Annotated in this window: 15 protein-coding genes; 7 read left to right on the forward strand and 8 right to left on the reverse strand. The window is 74.0% G+C overall.

Annotated elements, in window-relative coordinates:
- Positions 1–47: 47 nt before the first annotated feature.
- From aztC to aztB, 3 genes are read right to left on the reverse strand one after another with little or no spacing between them, the layout of a single operon-like run.
- The gene (aztC, locus tag M6G08_RS28940; RefSeq protein WP_272590061.1) at positions 48–1,028 is read right to left on the reverse strand and encodes a zinc ABC transporter substrate-binding protein AztC; all 981 of its coding nucleotides are present in this window, start codon (positions 1,026–1,028) and stop codon (positions 48–50) included.
- Positions 1,025–2,260: a hypothetical protein gene (locus M6G08_RS28945; RefSeq protein ID WP_272590062.1), complete on the reverse strand. Its 1,236-nt coding sequence runs from the start codon at positions 2,258–2,260 to the stop codon at positions 1,025–1,027. Before M6G08_RS28945 ends, aztC begins: the two co-directional genes overlap by 4 nt.
- Positions 2,261–2,276: 16 nt before the next feature.
- Positions 2,277–3,134, reverse strand: coding sequence for a zinc ABC transporter permease AztB (gene aztB, locus M6G08_RS28950; protein WP_272590063.1), 858 nt, complete (start codon positions 3,132–3,134; stop codon positions 2,277–2,279).
- Positions 3,135–3,148: 14 nt separating this feature from the next.
- Here aztB and aztA point away from each other — a divergent pair, with 14 nt between their 5' ends.
- From aztA to M6G08_RS28975, 5 genes are all read left to right on the forward strand, one after another.
- Positions 3,149–3,892, forward strand: a complete 744-nt coding sequence (gene aztA / locus M6G08_RS28955) for a zinc ABC transporter ATP-binding protein AztA (protein WP_272590064.1) — start codon at positions 3,149–3,151, stop codon at positions 3,890–3,892.
- Positions 3,893–3,908: 16 nt separating this feature from the next.
- Positions 3,909–4,040 (forward strand): hypothetical protein, encoded by a 132-nt coding sequence (locus M6G08_RS28960; RefSeq protein ID WP_272590065.1) that lies wholly within the window; start codon positions 3,909–3,911, stop codon positions 4,038–4,040.
- Between the two features lie 757 nt (positions 4,041–4,797).
- Positions 4,798–5,790: a dihydroxyacetone kinase subunit DhaK gene (dhaK, locus tag M6G08_RS28965; RefSeq protein WP_272590066.1), complete on the forward strand. Its 993-nt coding sequence runs from the start codon at positions 4,798–4,800 to the stop codon at positions 5,788–5,790.
- 49 nt (positions 5,791–5,839) lie between these two features.
- The gene (gene dhaL / locus M6G08_RS28970) at positions 5,840–6,439 is read left to right on the forward strand and encodes a dihydroxyacetone kinase subunit DhaL (RefSeq protein ID WP_272590067.1); all 600 of its coding nucleotides are present in this window, start codon (positions 5,840–5,842) and stop codon (positions 6,437–6,439) included.
- Complete coding sequence (locus tag M6G08_RS28975) at positions 6,432–6,842, forward strand: PTS-dependent dihydroxyacetone kinase phosphotransferase subunit DhaM (protein ID WP_073732022.1); 411 nt, start codon at positions 6,432–6,434, stop codon at positions 6,840–6,842. Before dhaL ends, M6G08_RS28975 begins: the two co-directional genes overlap by 8 nt.
- A gap of 75 nt (positions 6,843–6,917) precedes the next feature.
- Here M6G08_RS28975 and M6G08_RS28980 read toward each other — a convergent pair whose 3' ends face one another.
- Positions 6,918–7,760 (reverse strand): glycoside hydrolase family 75 protein, encoded by an 843-nt coding sequence (locus M6G08_RS28980; protein ID WP_272590068.1) that lies wholly within the window; start codon positions 7,758–7,760, stop codon positions 6,918–6,920.
- Between the two features lie 220 nt (positions 7,761–7,980).
- Here M6G08_RS28980 and M6G08_RS28985 point away from each other — a divergent pair, with 220 nt between their 5' ends.
- A complete protein-coding gene (locus tag M6G08_RS28985; protein WP_272590069.1) occupies positions 7,981–8,994 on the forward strand; it encodes a fibronectin type III domain-containing protein in 1,014 nt (337 codons plus the stop codon).
- Between the two features lie 165 nt (positions 8,995–9,159).
- Entirely contained in the window at positions 9,160–9,711 is a 552-nt protein-coding gene (locus tag M6G08_RS28990) for a hypothetical protein (RefSeq protein ID WP_272590070.1), read from the forward strand.
- A 61-nt stretch (positions 9,712–9,772) separates the two neighbouring features.
- On the opposite strand, the gene M6G08_RS28995 is transcribed toward M6G08_RS28990, so the two are convergent.
- The 4 genes from M6G08_RS28995 to M6G08_RS29010 all read right to left on the reverse strand — a co-directional run bounded on the left by M6G08_RS28995 (position 9,773) and on the right by M6G08_RS29010 (position 13,765).
- Positions 9,773–10,327: a PadR family transcriptional regulator gene (locus M6G08_RS28995; protein ID WP_272590071.1), complete on the reverse strand. Its 555-nt coding sequence runs from the start codon at positions 10,325–10,327 to the stop codon at positions 9,773–9,775.
- A gap of 31 nt (positions 10,328–10,358) precedes the next feature.
- Positions 10,359–12,374, reverse strand: a complete 2,016-nt coding sequence (locus tag M6G08_RS29000) for an NADPH-dependent 2,4-dienoyl-CoA reductase (protein ID WP_272590072.1) — start codon at positions 12,372–12,374, stop codon at positions 10,359–10,361.
- A gap of 63 nt (positions 12,375–12,437) precedes the next feature.
- The gene (locus M6G08_RS29005; RefSeq protein ID WP_272590073.1) at positions 12,438–12,806 is read right to left on the reverse strand and encodes a hypothetical protein; all 369 of its coding nucleotides are present in this window, start codon (positions 12,804–12,806) and stop codon (positions 12,438–12,440) included.
- An 83-nt stretch (positions 12,807–12,889) separates the two neighbouring features.
- Complete coding sequence (locus M6G08_RS29010; RefSeq protein WP_272590074.1) at positions 12,890–13,765, reverse strand: hypothetical protein; 876 nt, start codon at positions 13,763–13,765, stop codon at positions 12,890–12,892.
- Positions 13,766–13,986: the final 221 nt, after the last annotated feature.

A 13,986-nucleotide genomic window follows, 5' to 3' on the forward strand; every position in this document is an offset into this window, starting at 1 on the left:
ACTGCCGGCCGGTCGGCCGGAAACTGGTGGGGGAAGGCGAGGCGGAGTCAGCCGCCGGCCGGGGAGGCGGTCAGGCCGTCGGTCATGGCGGCGGTGTTGGCGCGCATCATCCGCAGGTAGGTGTCGGCGCCCTCGCCCTTCGCGGTCAGCGACTCCGAGTACAGCTCGACGACCCGTACGTCGCCGCCCAGTTCCGTGCGCAGCACCTCGGCCAGCCGCTTGGGCCGGGAGGAGTCGGCGAACACGGTGCGTACCCCGGCCTCTTCCATGGCCCGGGTGAGCGAGCGCAGGTCGGAGGAGCTGGGCGAAGCCAGCGTCGTGCCGCTGGGGATCACGGCACCGATGACGCGGAAGCCGAAGCGTTCGGCGAGGTAGCCGAAGACGTGGTGGTTGGTGACCAGGGCGCGCTCGTCGTCGGGGATGCGGTCGAAGGAATCCGCCATCCAGGTGGACAGCTCCGCGAGTCGTGCGTCGTAGCGGGCGGCGTTGGCGCGTATCGCCGTTTCGTCCACGCCGTCCACGTGCTCCACCACCTGGTCGGCCATGAGACCGGCCGCCTTGCGCATCCGGTCCGGGTCGGTCCAGAAGTGCGGGTCCGGCTGTCCGGCCCCGTCGGCGGGGCCGCCGTCCTCGCTCGCGCGGAAGGTGAGCGGGTCGACGGCCTCGCCGACCTCGAAGGTGGCCACGCCGGCCTCGCGGGCGGCGTCCACGTGCCGCAGTACGTTCTCCTCCAGGCCGAGGCCGTTGAAGACCACCAGGTCGGCGGCCTCCAGTTCGGCCGCCTGGACCGCCGACAGGCCGAAGGAGTGCGGGTCCGCGTTCGGTTTCATCAGGACGGTGACCTCGGCCTCGTCGCCGACGATCTGCCGGGTGACGTCACCGAGGATGTTGGTGGTCACGACGATGCGGGCCCGGTCGTCGGTGGTGGCGCACGCGGTGGCGGCGGCCGCCGTGGTCAGGGCGAGCAGGCCCATCAGCAGGCTGCGCAGCCGGGCGACGCCGACCCGGGCGCGCTTGCTGCCCCTCATCGGCCGGTCTCCGTCATCAGGCGGGGCTCGATGTCCAGGTCGAAGGTGCGGGCGATGCGCAGGCCGTCGTTGTAGTCGACCTCGTACACCCGCTTGCCCGCCGGGTCGTTGACGTAGGCGCGGCTGCGGTCCACCTCGATGACGGGTCCGCCGGCGCCGGTCTTCCGGGGGGCGGCGGTGAGCGGCTCGGTGGTGGAGGTCTCCCTGCCCGTGGCGATGTCGTACCCGTGCAGCGCGCCGTCGGTCTCCAGGACGAGCAGCGCGGAGCCCTCCCCCGCCGTGTTGGCGGCGACGACCGGCCCGGTCTCCACCCGCTTCCAGGTGCGGTCGGTGACGTCCAGGACCCACACGGCGCGGTCGCCGGCCGGTGCCGTGAGGGTGTCGCTGCCGGCCCGGTGCCGGAAGGCGGTGGCCCGCTCCTTCGCGGGCACCTCCTCGCCGTACGGGATCCTCTCCGCGGTGAAGGCGCCGTCGGCCGCGCTGACGAGCAGGGCGCCGTCGGCACATCCGAGGACCAGTCCGCGGCGGGTGACCGCGTCGCCGCGGGGTTCCTCGCACTCCGCGTCCGGCGCGGCGACGCGCCCGCCCTCGCGGTCGTACACGGTGAGCTTCGTGGAGCGGCCGTCGCCGGTGAGCGCGAGCAGGTGTTCCTCGTAGGGCACCACGGGGCCGGAGTGCACTCCGGCGAGGGTCCGGGCGGACGGGACCTCGCCGTGCTCCAGCTCCGTCCGGTCGTACAGCCTGGTCCTGCCGTCCCGGCCGGTCACGGCGGTCACGGTGGCGTCGCTGCGGACCTCGGCGCGCGGGCCCACGGGGAGGTCGCCGACGTCGCGTATCGCCGCCCGGTAGTAGTGCACGTGGTCGCCGTGGTCGACCGTCCAGGCGCCGGTGTCGACCACGTGCGTACCGCGGGGGGTGTCGAAGTAGCCGAAGCGGCCGTCGGAGGCCAGCCGGGTCGCGCCCGCCACGTCCGCGGTCGTGTGCGCCTCGCCGGTGATGAGGTCGAGGACCCGGGTGTCGCCGCTGCCAGGGTCGCCGAGCAGGAGACGGGACTGCTGCTCGGCGGACTCCTTCGCTCCCTCGACGTATCCGTGCGGGGTGGCGCTCGGTGGGCTGCCGGCCGGGGCGGACTTGTCGTCGGCTCCCTGGGCGCAGCCCGCGGCGAGGAGGGCGGTGAGGACGAGTGCGGTCGATGCCCGCGTGGTGGTGTTCGTTCGGAGGGTCAGGGCCATCGCGTCTGCTTTTCCTTCAGTCGACTGGTGCCGGAGCGGGAACGGCTGCGGGGCGCGCGCGGCGGTGGCGGAGGCCGGACGCGACGTGGGAGAGGAAGAAGAGGCTCACCGCGAGTGCCGAGACGGTCGCGCCGGCGGCGGTGCCCAGGTGCCAGGACAGGAGCAGGCCTCCGAAGGTGGCGACGGTGCCCAGGAGCGCGGCCAGGACCATGACGCCGCGGACGCCGCGCGCCCAGGGCAGGGCCGCCGCCGGCGGGGCGATGAGCAGTCCGAGGACCAGCAGGGTCCCCACGATGTGGAACGAGGCGACGATCGCCATGCCCAGCAGGCCGAGCAGCACCGCGTGCGCGAGACGGGGGCGCAGGCCGAGCGTGTGGGCCTTGCGCGGGTCGAACGCGAGGGCGAGGAAGGCGCGGTGGCCGAGGACCGAGACGGCCAGGGCCACCAGCAGGGCTGCGCCCAGCAGAAGCAGGTCCTGTTCCCGGACGGCGAGGACGTCGCCGAAGAGGAAGCCGGTCAGATCCACGGCGAAGGACTGCGAGCGCGAGACGATGATCACGCCCAGCGACAGCATGCCGACGAACAACAGTCCGATGCCGGTGTCCTGGGACAGCCTCGGCGTGCGCCCGAGCGCGGTGACGCCCGCCGTCATGACGGTCGCGCTCGCCACCGCGCCCACCAGCGGATTTCCGCCGAGCAGCGCGGCCAGCGCGACCCCGGGCAGCAGCCCGTGGGACATGGCGTCCCCGAGGAAGGCCATCCCCCTGAGCACCACCCAGGTACCGGCCGGCGCGCAGATGGCGGACACGAGGATGCCGCCCCACAGGGCGCGCTGGACGAACGTCACTTCGAACGGGGCTGTCAACCACTCCATGCGAGGACACTACAATGAAAATCATGTTCACCAAACCGCGTCCTTCGCCGGCCCCTCCCACCCGACGGACGACACGCGTCCGCTTCAGTCGGCTGAGCGCCGGCTATCCGGGCCGTCCGGTGCTCCACCGCATAACCGCCGACATACCGGCGTTCGCCGCCACGGCCCTCGTCGGCCCGAACGGCAGCGGGAAGTCGACGCTGCTCGGCGTCCTGGCCGGTGTGATCGGGCCGACAGCGGGAGAGGTGCACCACGACGGCGACCGGCCGCCGGCCTTCGTGCCGCAGCGCGGTGCCGTCGCGGACGCCCTGCCGCTGACCGTCCGGCAGACCGTGGAGATGGGACGCTGGGGCGAGCGCGGCCCGTGGCGCCGGCTGACCCGCCAGGACCGCGCGAGCGTGGACTCGGCCCTCGACCGGCTGCACGTCGCCGACCTCGCCGGGCGCCAGCTCGGGGAACTGTCGGGCGGACAGCGCCAACGCGTCCTCGTCGCCCAGGGGCTGGCCCAGGAGTCGGACCTCCTGCTGCTGGACGAACCGACCACGGGGCTCGACCCCGAGGCCAGGGAGCGCATCGCGACGCTGCTCACGGAGCTGGTCGCCGACGGCGTGACCGTCGTCCAGGCCACTCACGACCTCCAGGCCGCCCGCTCGGCGGACGCGTGCCTCCTGCTCCGCGACGGCCACCTGGCCGGACAGGGACCCCCCGACGGCGTGCTGACCACGTCGGCGCTGGCCGAAGTCTGGCAGCCCGCCTGACGCCCGCGCCCAACCGATGTCCGCTGTACGCCGGTTCGCGGGGCCGGGGGTCTTCCGGTCATCAGGCGACGACGAGGACGGGGCGTTCACCCCCGGTTCCTGGCAGGACGTCAGGCCGGCGGTGGCCGGGCAGCCCAACGGCGGCTGACCGCGCCCGTCACCCGCCGAAGGGACGCACCGGTTCCACCTCGACACCGAGCAGCCGCCCCCAGGCTGCCGACGCCCGGGTGGGCCGGCAGGGCCCGCTCGACCCGTCGGGACAGCTCGGCGGCGTACTCGGGAACGTCGGAACGGCCGGGCCGCCCCGTCGGCGTACAGGACGCTGATGAAGGCCGCCGACTCGGGCTGGCGCCAGGTCAGCACACCGTGGACCCCGGCGATTGCCGATTCCGGTGCCGCCGCCCGACCAACGACGGGCGCAGGGCCGCCGGTCGCAACCGGGCCGCTCGGGAGGCGGGCAGGGCGCCCTCCGCTCGACGGGACGGGTTGCTCGGACACGTCCAGGGCCCATCGTCGACGAGAAGACACGGTTCCGGGTGCGCCCCGGGACGGTGTCGATCTGGGCGTCGCCGCCGTGGGCCGCCACGACGGAGTGCACGATCGACAGCCGGCGGCGGCGCGGGAGGCGAGAACCCCTGCCACCACGAGCGGCCCCCGGTCATGTCGCCGACCATCTGAACGGGGCAAGGGTCGCACCTGCTCTTGACCGGTTTCGGAGTGATTCCTGGGAGCTTTCTGAGAGGGGCTCCGTACGGGTACGACGGACGGCGGGCGCGGGGGCCGGGGCGCGCCCGTGCCGCTCGCGCGCGTGACCTTCGCTGCAGGAGGACGGATACTGCCGACAGCGTCACCTCGGCCATGGCTCGCCCGGCCGCCAGGCCTGCCACTCTTCCCAGGAGGCACCCATGAAGATGCTGATCAACGTTCCCGAAACCGTCGTCGCCGACGCGCTGCGCGGTATGGCGGCCGCCCATCCCGAGTTGACGGTGGACGTCGAGAACCGGGTGATCGTGCGGCGGGACGCTCCCGTCGCCGGGAAGGTGGCCCTGGTGTCCGGCGGGGGCTCCGGGCACGAGCCGCTGCACGGGGGGTTCGTGGGGCCCGGGATGCTGTCGGCGGCCTGCCCGGGTGAGGTGTTCACCTCGCCGGTGCCGGACCAGATGGTGCGGGCCGCGGCGGCCGTGGACAGCGGGGCCGGGGTCCTGTTCGTCGTCAAGAACTACACCGGCGACGTGCTCAACTTCGACATGGCCGCCGAACTGGCCGAGGACGAGGGCATCCAGGTGGCCAAGGTGCTGGTCGACGACGACGTGGCGGTGACGGACAGCCTCTACACGGCCGGGCGGCGCGGCACGGGGGCGACGCTGTTCGTGGAGAAGATCGCCGGGGCCGCGGCGGACCAGGGCCGGCCGCTGGAGCGGGTGGAGGCGATCGCCCGTCAGGTGAACGACGGCTCCCGCAGCTTCGGCGTCGCGCTCAGTGCCTGCACCACGCCCGCCAAGGGCAGCCCCACCTTCGACCTGCCGGCCGGTGAGCTGGAGCTGGGCGTCGGCATCCACGGGGAGCCCGGCCGGGAGCGGCGCCCGATGATGACCTCGGGCGAGATCGCCGAGGCCGCCGTCGACGCGGTGCTGGCCGACCTCAGCCCGCGCAACCCCGTGCTGGTGCTGGTCAACGGCATGGGCGCCACGCCGCTGCTGGAGCTGTACGGCTTCAACGCCGAGGTGCAGCGGGTGCTCGGCGAGCGCGGTGTCGCCGTCGCCCGCACCCTCGTCGGCAACTACGTCACCTCCCTGGACATGGCCGGTGCCTCGGTCACCCTGTGCGAGATCGACGAGGAGCTGCTCGGACTGTGGGACGCGCCGGTGCGGACGCCGGGTCTGAGGTGGGGCATGTGACGGTGGACGGGGAAGGGACCAGAACGTACCTACCAGGCAAGGAGATCCTGTGCTCGACGCCGACTTCTTCCGCCGCTGGATGACGGCGGCCGCCACGCTGGTCGACCGTGAGGCGGAACGGCTCACCGCCCTCGACTCACCCATCGGCGACGCCGACCACGGCAGCAACCTCCAGCGGGGGTTCACGGCCGTGGCGGCCACGCTGGAGAAGGAGGCACCCGGCACGCCCGGGGCGGTCCTCACCCTCGCCGGGCGGCAACTGATCTCCACGGTCGGCGGCGCCTCGGGTCCGCTGTACGGGACGCTGCTGCGCCGCAGTGGCAAGGCGCTCGGGGACGGCGCCGAGGTGAGCCCGGCGCAACTGGCCGAGGCGCTGCGGACGGGCGTGGACGCGGTCCGGACGCTCGGCGGCGCCCAGCCGGGCGACAAGACCATGATCGATGCCCTGGTGCCCGCCGTGGACGCCCTCGGTGACTCGTTCGCCGCGGCCCGTGCGGCGGCTCAGGAAGGGGCCGAGGCGACCACTCCCCTACAGGCCCGCAAGGGCAGGGCGAGCTATCTGGGCGAGCGCAGCATCGGGCACCAGGACCCCGGCGCCACGTCCGCCGCGCTGCTGTTCGCCGCACTGGAGGAGGCATCCGGTGAGTGACGAGAAGCTGGTCGGGATCGTGCTGGTGTCGCACAGCGCCCAGGTCGCCGCGTCGGTGGCGGAACTGGCGAAGGCCCTGTCGGGCGGCGGCGCCGCGGTGCCCGTCGCCCCGGCGGGCGGTACGGCGTCCGGGGAGTTCGGCACCAGCTCCGAGCTGGTCTCGGCGGCCGCCGCGTCCGTGGACCGGGGCGCCGGCGTCGCCGTCCTCACCGACCTGGGCAGCGCTGTGCTCACGGTGAAGGCGCTGCTCGCCGAGGGCGACGAACTCCCGGAGAACACCCGGCTGGTGGACGCCCCGTTCGTCGAGGGCGCGGTGGCCGCCGTCGTCACGGCCTCGACGGGCGCCGGCCTGGAGGCCGTCGAGGCGGCGGCCGCGGAGGCGTACTCCTACCGGAAGGCGTGACCCGGAACCGCCGCGCCGCGCGCGCCGGGCGCGGGGCGGGCATCCTCCCCGCCCCGCGCCCGGGACGCCCGCCCGTCACCCGCCGTCCACGAACTCCCGCGCGAGCCGCTCCCCCGTCTTCTCGGCGGCGGCCACGTCCTCGATCGGCTCCACCTCGCTGCCCTTGAAGACGATGTACGTCACGCCGGAGTCGGTACCGCCCGCGTGCGGGTCGGCAGGGATGCCGAGCGATTCGGCGGCGGCGTAGGAGGCCTCGCCGATGAGCTCGCACGGGCCGACGTCGCCGACGACGGCGTACCGCACCCGGTCGCCGTGGACGACGGCCGCGACCGATCCGCCCCGGACGTCGTCGGCGCGGTGGTCCCAGATGTCGCTGGGCTGCGGCACCACGACGTAGGGGAGCCGTTCGGCGTCCAGGGGGCTGCCGTCCGACTGGGTGTAGGCGGTGGCGGGTGTGAAGTGCGGGTCGGTTCGGCTGTTGCAGCGGTCGCCGGCCCGACCGTCGCAGTCGACGTCCAGGTCGGCCTGCCAGTACACGGCGCCCCGCGCGCCGCAGACCGGGATGTCGGCCGGCGCGCCGGCGTCGCTGCGGTAGTGGCCTTTGGAGACGGGGGCGCAGTCGCGCACTCTGGCCAGCAGGTCGGCGGCGCGGACGGGTCCCTCGCTCCGGGCGCCGGCTCCGGGCGCGGCCTTGTACTCGGGGAGCACGGCGGCCTCCGGAACCGGCGCGTCCTGCGGCGGCACCGGTCCCGTCCGGCGCGCGGAGCGGTCGGCGCGGTCCGGTCCGCCGTGCGACTGGTGGCCGGAGCCGAACGGGACCCGGGGGCCGGGCCGGGGCGGAGACGCGGCGTCGGGAAACGTCGTGGGGGCGAGCAGGGCGACGCTGGCCGCGACCAGTGTCAGCGACTGGACACGCACGTTGAGGCCTCTCCTGGGGGACATGGACGGTCACTCGGCCACATCTGTCCCCGAATCACTCGCGCCGCCACCTTTTGTGGGCCGGACGGGGCACGCCCTCTTGATGTGATCGCGTCACTGACGTCATATTGGTCCGGACCATTGCCGCCCTGCCGTCGCCGGCCCAGCCGGCCCAGCCGACCCGGCGACTCCGTCCGAAGTCACCCAGGAGGCAGCGCCCGTGCGAGACGTCCCCGTTCCCGCCGCCCCCTCCCCCGCTCCCCTCCCCCCCGTCCCTCGCCGCTGCGCCCTGCTCTGCGCATCCCTCGCCCTGGTCGCCTCCTGCGGCTGGGGCACGGGCGGCGACGGCGGGCAGAACGGCCCGCCCCCCGGGGCGCCGACGGGCGTCACCGCCGAGGCGGGCAGCGCGACGACGGTGCACGTGATGTGGAACGCGGTCGACGGGGTCGAGGCGTACGAGGTGTACCGCGGCGGCGCGATGGTCGAGGAGGTGCCCGCCGCCGACCGCATGGTGGACGTCACCCGGCTGGCCCCCTCGACGGCCTACGCGTTCACCGTGCGGGCCCGCGACGCCGACGGGCGGCTCGGGCCACCCAGCCGCGAGGTGCGGGCGACCACCCCCGCCGCGGTCACCGACGACTCGGCGCCGACGCGTCCGGGGGACACGCGCGGCCGGGCGGTGGGCAGCCGGGCGGTCCAGCTCACCTGGTCCGCCGCGACCGACGACCGCGCGGTGGCGTCGTACGACGTGTACCAGGGCGAGACGAAGGTGCACAGCGTCGGCGGCGGACAGACGGCGGCCGTGGTCACGGGACTGCGTCCGGGCACCCGCTACTCCTTCACGGTCCGGGCGCGGGACGCCGCCGACAACGTCTCCCCCGCCGGCGCCGTCGTACGGCTCACCACTCCCGGCTCCGACGACGGCCGCGCCACCGCGCCCGAGGCCCTGCGCGCGGCCTCCCGTCACGCCGACGGGGCCTACTACATCGACCTCACCTGGACCCCGCCGCGCACGGACGGGGTGGTGACGGAGTACCAGATCCACCTGGACGGCCGTCCGGCGACGTCCCTCGTCTACGGCGACGAGGCGCCGCGCGACCGGGCCGAGTACAGCTTCTACGCGGGGCGGGAGACCGGCGTCACGCACCGGGTGCGGGTGCGGGCCAGGCTGCCGGACGGCACCTGGGGCGGCTTCTCGGCGGAGCGGGAGGTGACGACGGGGGCGGGCGGGTGACACGGGCGGCCGTGCGCCGGGCGGGGAGCGCGTCACCTGGCCGGTCGCGCTCCGCATGCGGGGGCGGGCGCCGCGCTGTTGGCTTCCCGTGAGGCAGCACGGGCGTTTCCGATCCCGGCGGCGCATGGGACGTACCGCCGACCGTGCCGCCGGAGGGCAGTCCACATGCGCATCTCTTCGCCACTCCTCCGCTCCGGCCTGACCGTGGCAGCCGCCGCGCTGCCCGTCGCCCTGACCGCCGGGCCCGCCGCCGCGGGCCCGGGGATCTCGGTGAGCACCACCGGGACCACGGTGTCGGTCACCACCACCGCCTGCGCCCAGCTCAACGGCAGCTGGGGCACCGCCTCGCTCATCACCGGCAGTCAGGGGGACTTCGCCCAGGGACGCCAGGTGGCGCTGACCGGGAACAGCACCGGGCAGGGCGCCAGCTGGTCGGGGATCAGCCCGGGGACCTACACCGTCGTCGTCATGTGCTCCAACAACAGCACCGCCGGCGCCCAGACCGTCATCGTGTCGCCGGCGCCCTCGCCCACCCGCTCCGCCTCGCCGTCGCCCTCGCCCACCGCCTCCGCGTCACGCGGCGTGCTGGGCGGTCTCGGCGGGGCCGTCCAGGACTACGGCACGGCCACCCTGGTGGCGGGCGGCGCGCTCGTCGGCACCGGGGTCATCGCGGCGGCCTGGTTCCTGCGCCGGCGCTCGAAGCCGTACCGGTTCTGAGCCCGGACGGTTGAGAGCCCGTGGGGTTGAGAGCCCGTGCGGTTGAGAGCCCGTGCGGCGCTCAGGCCCGCTCGCCCTCGCCCGGCAGTTCGCCGACCTCCGCCAGCGCGTGCCTGAGCCACTGGGTCCAGAAGGTCTCCAGGTCGATGCCCGCGCGGAGGACCAGGTGTCGCAGCCGGTCCTCGGTGCTGTCCCGCTCCGGAGGGAAGTCCCGCCTCTCGATCTCCTCGTACTCGGCCAACTGCCGCTCGTGCAGCTCCAGATGGCGGCGCAGGTCCGTCTCGATGCCGGTGGTTCCGACCACGGCCGCCGCCCGCAGCCGCAACAGCATGGCGTCCCGCAGGGGCTTGGGGTCCTGCGGGGTCGCGGTCCAGCGGGCCAGTTCCTCCCGGCCCGCCGGCAGCACCTCGTAGGACTTCTTCTGCCCGCGGGCCGGCTGCTGCCCCGGCACGGCCCGGATCAGGCCGTCGGCCTCCAGTTTTCCCAGCTCGCGGTAGATCTGCTGGTGCGTGGCCGACCAGAAGTATCCGATCGACCGGTCGAACCGGCGGGTCAGCTCCAGCCCCGACGACGGCTTTTCGACCAGGGCGGTGAGGATCGCGTGCGGGAGTGACATGGCCTCATCCTAGGGACGGCCCTCTCACCGCCTACAGTGCCGCCGCGATCTCGGTGCCCTGCTTGATGGCGCGCTTGGCGTCCAGTTCGGCGGCCACGTCGGCGCCGCCGACGAGGTGGACGCTGCGGCCGGCGGCGACCAGCTCCTCGTACAGGCCGCGACTCGGCTCCTGGCCCGTGCACAGGACCACCGTGTCGACCTCCAGCACGGTGGACTCGCCGTCGACGGTGACGTGCAGTCCGGCGTCGTCGATCCGGTCGTAGCGCACGCCCGGGACCATGGTGACGCCGCGGTGCTTGAGCTCGGTGCGGTGGATCCAGCCGGTGGTCTTGCCGAGCCCGGCGCCGACCTTGGTGGTCTTGCGCTGGAGCAGGTGGACGGTGCGCGGCGGCGCGGGGCGTTCGGGCGCGGCGAGGCCGCCGGCGGTCCGGTAGTCCGTGTCGACGCCCCAGAGGCGGAAGTACGCCTGAGGGTCCTCGTGCGCCTTGTCGCCGCCGTCGGTGAGGTACTCGGCGACGTCGAACCCGATGCCACCCGCGCCGAGGATCGCGACCCGGTCGCCGACGGGGGCGCCGTCGCGCAGGACGTCGAGGTAGCCGACGACGCTCGGGTGGCCGATGCCGGGGATGTCGGGGGTGCGGGGGGTGACTCCGGTGGCGACGACGATCTCGTCGTGGCCGTCGAGGTCGTCCACGCCGACCCGGGTGTTCAGGCGCACGTCGACGCCGTGCGCCGCCAGCTGCGTACGGAAGTAGCGCAGCGTCTCGTCGAACTCCTGCTTGCCGGGGACCTTGCGGGCGACGTTGAGCTGGCCGCCGATCTCGCTCGCGGCGTCGTACAGGGTGACTTCGTGGCCGCGCTCGGCCGCGCTCACCGCACAGGCGAGGCCCGCCGGTCCGGCGCCGACGACCGCGACGCGCTTGCGCCGCCGGGTCGGAGCGAGGACCAGTTCGGTCTCGTGGCAGGCGCGCGGGTTGACCAGGCAGGAGGTGATCTGGCCGCTGAAGGTGTGGTCCAGGCAGGCCTGGTTGCAGCCGATGCAGGTGTTGATCGCGTCGGGGCGGCCGGCCGCGGCCTTGGCGACGAAGTCGGGGTCGGCGAGCATCGGACGGGCCATCGACACCATGTCGGCGGTGCCCTCGGCGAGCAGCTGTTCGGCCACCTCGGGGGTGTTGATGCGGTTGGTGGTGACCAGCGGCACCGAGACCTCGCCCATGAGCCGCTTGGTGACCCAGGTGTAGGCGCCGCGCGGCACGGAGGTGGCGATGGTGGGGATGCGGGCCTCGTGCCAGCCGATGCCGGTGTTGATGATGGTGGCACCGGCGGCCTCGACGGCCCTGGCGAGGGTGATCACCTCGTCGAGGGTGGAGCCGCCGGGGACCAGGTCCAGCATGGACAGCCGGTAGATCAGGACGAAGTCCTCGCCGACCGCCTCGCGCACCCGGCGGACGATCTCGACGGGGAAGCGCATGCGGTTCTCGTACGAGCCGCCCCAGCGGTCGGTGCGGTGGTTGGTGCGCGCGGCGATGAACTCGTTGACGAGGTATCCCTCGGAGCCCATGATCTCGACGCCGTCGTACCCGGCCTCGCGGGCGAGGCGGGCGGTGCGGACGTAGTCGTCGACGGTGCGCTCGATGTCGGCGTCGGTCATCTCGCGGGGCACGTGCGGGCTGATCGGCGCCTGGAGCGGGCTCGGGGCGACGAGGTCGGGGTGGTAGGCGTACCGCCCGAAGTGCAGGATCTGCAGGGCGATGCGGCCGCCCTCGCGGTGCACGGCCTCCGTGACGGTCCGGTGCCGCTCGGCCTCGGCCTCGGTGGTGAGCTTGGCGCCGCCGGGATACGGGCGGCCCTCGTCGTTGGGGGCGATGCCGCCGGTGACGATGAGACCGACTCCGCCGCGGGCCCGGGCCGCGTAGAAGGCGGCCATGCGCTCGAAGCCGCGCTCGGCCTCCTCCAGGCCGACGTGCATGGAACCCATCAGGACCCGGTTCGGCAGCGTGGTGAAGCCCAGGTCCAGCGGGCTCAGCAGGTGGGGGTATCGGCTCATCGGGCCCTCCGTGCGCGGTGTGGTGCCTCTGTTGTAGAGGACCGCCGCGCCGACGGGCCCGTGTCAGTGACTCTCCAGCCTCACGTGCAGCTCCCGCTCCTGGTCCCCGGAGGCCGTGCTCAGGTCGTGCACGGTGAACAGGGAGTCCAGGGTGGTGCGAAAACGCTCGATCGCCCAGTAGCCGCCCTGCACGTCGGCGTCCACGGACGCCGCGAGCCGGGCGGGGTCGCACTCGCCGTGGGCATCGGCCACGTCGAACGTGCCGAGCCACACGGTGGGGCGCACCTCGTGGTAGTCCCGGGGCACCTCGCCCGAGCGCCGGTCGGACGCGTAGCACGCGCACAGCGCGTCGAACACGGTCCGGGCGTCCTCCTTGCTGCACCCGCTCAGCTCCACCGAGACGGACTCCGGGTGCAGTCGCTCACCGTCCATCGTCATCGCTCCTCTCGTGGCCCGTACTCGCGGCACATATCCCCAGAAAAGCACCACCCGGGGCCGAGCACTACCGGCGCGGGTCAGCTCCGGGTGAAGCGGTAGGTCTTGCTGTCGGTCAGCACGCAGAAGCCCGGCGACACGACGATCACGCGCAGGGTGCCGGTGCGGCGGTCGTAGTCGACGCCCTCCACCTCGAAGGAGCCCGAGCAGGCGCTGCGCAACGGCAGCTGCCGCAGGGCGGTGACGTGGCCGGTGACGTCCGCGGCGCCGTCCGGGGCGGCGGACAGGTCGATGCGCAGCAGGGGCTTGGTGACGCCGAAGAGGGTCCCCGCGGGGTCGTCGGAGGCGCAGAGCAGCGTCGTCGCGTCGAGGAAGTCGCAGCCCTGGACGTCGCGCACGGCGTGGTCCAGGTGGACGGTGGCCGCCTGCGGCAGGTTCGCCGAGGGTGAGGTGGCCGGGTTGACGCCGGGTGTCGGGAAGACGAGGAGCCGGTTCATGGTGCCCCACTCGCCGGACAGCATCCACTGGCCGTCGGGCGAGATCGCGGACCAGGAGTTGTTCCGCGCCTCGCCGGGGCTCAGCGTGTGCACGTACTCCGACCACCGGCCGTCGGGTGCCTGCACGCGGAACATCTTCGTGTTCCCGTCGTCCCGCTGGTACGGCTCGACGTAGTGACCGTCGTAGGAGGCGTCGGGGTCGCCGACGTGGTTCCAGCCGCGGGCGCCGAGGCCGAGGGGGATGGTGCCGATGCCGGTGTAGCGGTTCGGGCTGCCGGCCGGGACCTCGACGGAGGTCAGCCCCTGGCTCTCGGTCAGCGGGTCGGCGCGGTCGGAGCCCACCTCGGTCCAGGTGCCGGCGGCCGGGGCCGCCTGGGCGGAGTGACCGGCGAGGGCGAGGGTGAGGGCGGCGAGTCCGCCGAGGGCGGTGAGACAACGTTGCCGGGCGCGCAGGGGCATGGGCGGGCGCTCCTTGGTGGGGGGCTGGCGGTACGCACTCGGCGGACAGTCTGTCCGCACGGCGCAGTCATGTACAGACCAACTCCGGCCCCGGCCTCGGCCCGGAGCCGCCCCGCCCGCACCCCGTGCGGCGGCGCTCGCCCCGGCGCCGGGTGATGCTGGAAGGAGACGGCAGCGGCCTCGGCGAATCGGCCCTGTGCACGGTGGAACGCGGTAGAACA

This window comes from Streptomyces sp. M92, from assembly GCF_028473745.1.
Lineage (GTDB): Bacteria > Actinomycetota > Actinomycetes > Streptomycetales > Streptomycetaceae > Streptomyces.

Excerpts from the sequence above, each read along its gene's own strand:
- aztC (WP_272590061.1), bottom strand. The coding sequence starts at position 1,028 with ATGAGGGGCAGCAAGCGCGCCCGGGTCGGCGTCGCCCGGCTGCGCAGC.
- M6G08_RS28945 (WP_272590062.1), bottom strand. The coding sequence starts at position 2,260 with ATGGCCCTGACCCTCCGAACGAACACCACCACGCGGGCATCGACCGCA.
- aztB (WP_272590063.1), bottom strand. The coding sequence starts at position 3,134 with ATGGAGTGGTTGACAGCCCCGTTCGAAGTGACGTTCGTCCAGCGCGCC.
- aztA (WP_272590064.1), top strand. The coding sequence starts at position 3,149 with ATGAAAATCATGTTCACCAAACCGCGTCCTTCGCCGGCCCCTCCCACC.
- M6G08_RS28960 (WP_272590065.1), top strand. The coding sequence starts at position 3,909 with ATGTCCGCTGTACGCCGGTTCGCGGGGCCGGGGGTCTTCCGGTCATCA.
- dhaK (WP_272590066.1), top strand. The coding sequence starts at position 4,798 with ATGAAGATGCTGATCAACGTTCCCGAAACCGTCGTCGCCGACGCGCTG.
- M6G08_RS28990 (WP_272590070.1), top strand. The coding sequence starts at position 9,160 with ATGCGCATCTCTTCGCCACTCCTCCGCTCCGGCCTGACCGTGGCAGCC.
- M6G08_RS28995 (WP_272590071.1), bottom strand. The coding sequence starts at position 10,327 with ATGTCACTCCCGCACGCGATCCTCACCGCCCTGGTCGAAAAGCCGTCG.
- M6G08_RS29000 (WP_272590072.1), bottom strand. The coding sequence starts at position 12,374 with ATGAGCCGATACCCCCACCTGCTGAGCCCGCTGGACCTGGGCTTCACC.
- M6G08_RS29005 (WP_272590073.1), bottom strand. The coding sequence starts at position 12,806 with ATGGACGGTGAGCGACTGCACCCGGAGTCCGTCTCGGTGGAGCTGAGC.
- M6G08_RS29010 (WP_272590074.1), bottom strand. The coding sequence starts at position 13,765 with ATGCCCCTGCGCGCCCGGCAACGTTGTCTCACCGCCCTCGGCGGACTC.